Origin of the sequence: Aquisalimonas sp. (genome assembly GCF_007120195.1) — a bacterium.
GTDB lineage: Bacteria > Pseudomonadota > Gammaproteobacteria > Nitrococcales > Aquisalimonadaceae > Aquisalimonas.
On the sequence record NZ_SKOG01000162.1, the window covers coordinates 1 to 2,921 of the forward strand.

The following is a 2,921-nucleotide window of genomic DNA, read 5'->3' on the forward strand; positions in this document are numbered from 1 at the left end:
CCCCTGGTGCCGGGCTGGTTGCGCCGGTACAGGCCTGGCCTGCTGCCCGGCGATGTCGTGGCGGCCGTGGTGGTGACGATGCTCCTGGTGCCCCAGGGGCTTGCTTATGCCGCGCTCGCGGGTCTACCGCCGCAACTAGGGCTCTACGCCAGTGTCATGCCACTGGTGGTCTATGCGTTGTTCGGCTCCTCCATGGTGCTCTCCGTGGGGCCGGTGGCCGTGGCCTCAGTGATGACGGCTTCCGCGCTCTCGCCCATTGCCGAGCCGGGCAGCCCGGAGTATATCGCCGCCGCAGTGCTACTGGCCTGTCTCTCCGGTGTCATGCTGTTTGTGTTCGGGCTTCTGCGCCTGGGGAACCTCGCCCGGTTGCTGAGTCATCCGGTGGTCAACGGCTTCATCTCCGGTGCCGCGCTGCTCATCGTTATCGGCCAGCTCCGGCCGTTGCTCGGCGTCGAGGCGCAGGGGGAAACCGCGCTCGCCCTCATGGCCGGGCTGCTGCGCTCGCTCCCGGACCTGGACCCCCTGACGGCATTCATTGGTCTGGGCGTACTGGTCGTCCTGTGGCTCGCGCGTCGGTTCCTCGCCCCAGGGCTGCGGCTGCTGGGGCTCCCGCCGGCAACCGCCGCGCTCCTGAGCAAGCTGGCTCCCATGGTGGCGGTGCTCGGAGTCGCTGGACTGATTGCAGCGTTTGGCTTGGAAGGGCGGTTGCACGTGGTCGGGTCCTTGCCCGCCGGTCTACCGCAATTGGTCTGGCCCGAGTTGGATCCTTCGCTCGCCGCGCAGCTGCTGCTGCCCGCCCTGGTGATTGGCCTGATCGGCTTCGTGGAGAGTGTGGCCATCGCCCAGGCCTTTGCCCGACAGCACGGGCAACGTATTGATCCGGATGCCGAGCTGCGTGGTTTGGGCGCCGCCAACGTCGCAAGCGCGCTCTCCGGCGCCTTCCCGGTGGCCGGTGGCTTCTCGCGCACCGTGATCAACGCCGAGGGCGGGGCCCGCACGCCGTTGGCCGGCGTGATCGCCGCGCTGCTCATCGCGGGTGTGCTGGTCTTCGCCACGGGGTTATTCCGCGCCTTGCCCATCGCTGTCCTGGCGGCGGTGATCATCGTCGCGGCGGTGAGCCTCGTGGACATCGCAGCGCTGCGCCAGACCTGGCGCCATGACCGCATGGAGGGTCTGGCCTTCGCCGGCACCGCGCTCGGTGTGCTCGTTGCCGGTGTCGAAGCGGGTGTGATTTTCGGCGTCGCTCTGTCGCTCGCCACCCTCATTTGGCGGGCCAGCCACCCCCATGTAGCCGTACTCGGGCGCATCCCGGGCACGGAACACTTTCGCAACGTGCAACGGTATGGGGTCGAGACCCATGCGGCTGTGCAGATGGTGCGTATCGACGAAGTGTTGTTCTTCGGCAATGCCGATGTGGTGCAGCAACAGCTCGAGGCGCTTGTGATGCACGATCCGCACCCGGGCCACCTGGTGCTTGTTATGACCTCGGTCAGTCACGTCGACGCCACGGCGCTGGCGATGCTCCAGGAGCTCAATGAGTCGCTGGCGAAGCGGGGCATCCAGCTGCACTTGGCGGAAGTCAAGGGGCCGGTGATGGATCGCCTTCAGGGTGGGCCTTTGATGGAGCAGCTGTCAGGCGAGGTGTTCCTCTCCGCCAACGAGGCGTTCGAGGCGCTCGCCGGGATGGGTGTGAGCGTGGACGGGGATCGTATTAGGCAGTAATTTGGTGGGCGTTGAGCTGTTGAAGGAGCCTCCCATGAGCACATCCGGCCCGTTCCGCTTCGATACGCTGAGCCTGCACGCCGGGCAGCAGCCGGACCCGGCCACCGGCGCCCGGGCCACGCCCATCTACCAGACCACCTCCTACGTCTTTCGGGACAGCGACCAGGCCGCATCCCTGTTCAATGGCGAGCGCGCCGGGCACGTGTATTCGCGCATCTCCAATCCCACCAATGCGGTGCTGGAGGAGCGCATCGCCGCCCTGGAAGGCGGGGTCGGCGCCATCGCCACGGCCAGCGGCCAGGCGGCGTTGCATCTGGCGGTGGCCACACTCATGGGCGCCGGCGGCCACATCGTCGCGTCGCACTCGCTCTACGGCGGCTCGCACAACCTGCTCACCTATACACTGCCGCGGTTCGGCATCAATACCACGTTCGTGGATCCGCGCGATCCGCAAGCCTTCCGCGCCGCCATCCAGCCGCAGACCCGGCTCATCTTCGGCGAAGTGCTCGGGAATCCGGGCCTGGAGATTGTGGACATCGAGGCAGTGTCAAAGGTAGCCCATGACAACGGTCTGCCACTGCTCATTGACGCCACGTTCACCACCCCCTACCTGTGCCGTCCATTCGATCATGGCGCGGATCTGGTTTACCACTCGGCCACCAAGTTCCTGGGCGGGCATGGCGTCGCCGTGGGCGGGCTGCTGGTGGACAGCGGCCACTTCGACTGGGATGCCTCCGGCCTGTTTCCGGAGCTCACCGAGCCCTATGCGGGTTTTCACAACATGGATTTCACCGAGGAATATGGCCCCGGTGCCTTCCTGCTGCGCGCCCGCAAGGAGGGGTTGCGCGATTTCGGCGCCTGCATGAGCCCGACCACGGCGTTCCACCTGTTGCAGGGGCTGGAGACGCTGCCACTGCGCATGCAGCGCCACGTGGATAACACCCGCAAGCTGGTTGCCTTCCTGGCCCGGCACGAGGCGGTGGAGCACGTGGGCTATCCGGAACTGTCGGATAACCCCGACCACGGGCTCGCAAAGCACCTGTTTCCAAAGGGTTGCGACGCGGTGTTCAGCTTCACTATCAAGGGGGGCCGTGCGGCCGGGCGGCAGTTCACCGAGAGCCTGAATCTGTTCTCGCATCTCGCCAATGTCGGCGATGCCAAGTCGCTGGTCATCCATCCGGCCAGCACCACGCACCACC

The 2,921-nt window shown here is 66.6% G+C and carries 2 protein-coding genes; both read left to right on the plus strand.

Going from position 1 to position 2,921, the window contains the following annotated elements; genetic code table 11:
* Window positions 1-1,722 (plus strand): SulP family inorganic anion transporter (locus tag QZT63_RS12190; RefSeq protein ID WP_290651546.1); only part of this gene is annotated, 1,722 nt, incomplete at its 5' end.
* A gap of 34 nt (window positions 1,723-1,756) precedes the next feature.
* The coding region (locus QZT63_RS12195; protein ID WP_290651547.1) for an O-acetylhomoserine aminocarboxypropyltransferase at window positions 1,757-2,921 on the plus strand (1,165 nt) is incomplete at its 3' end.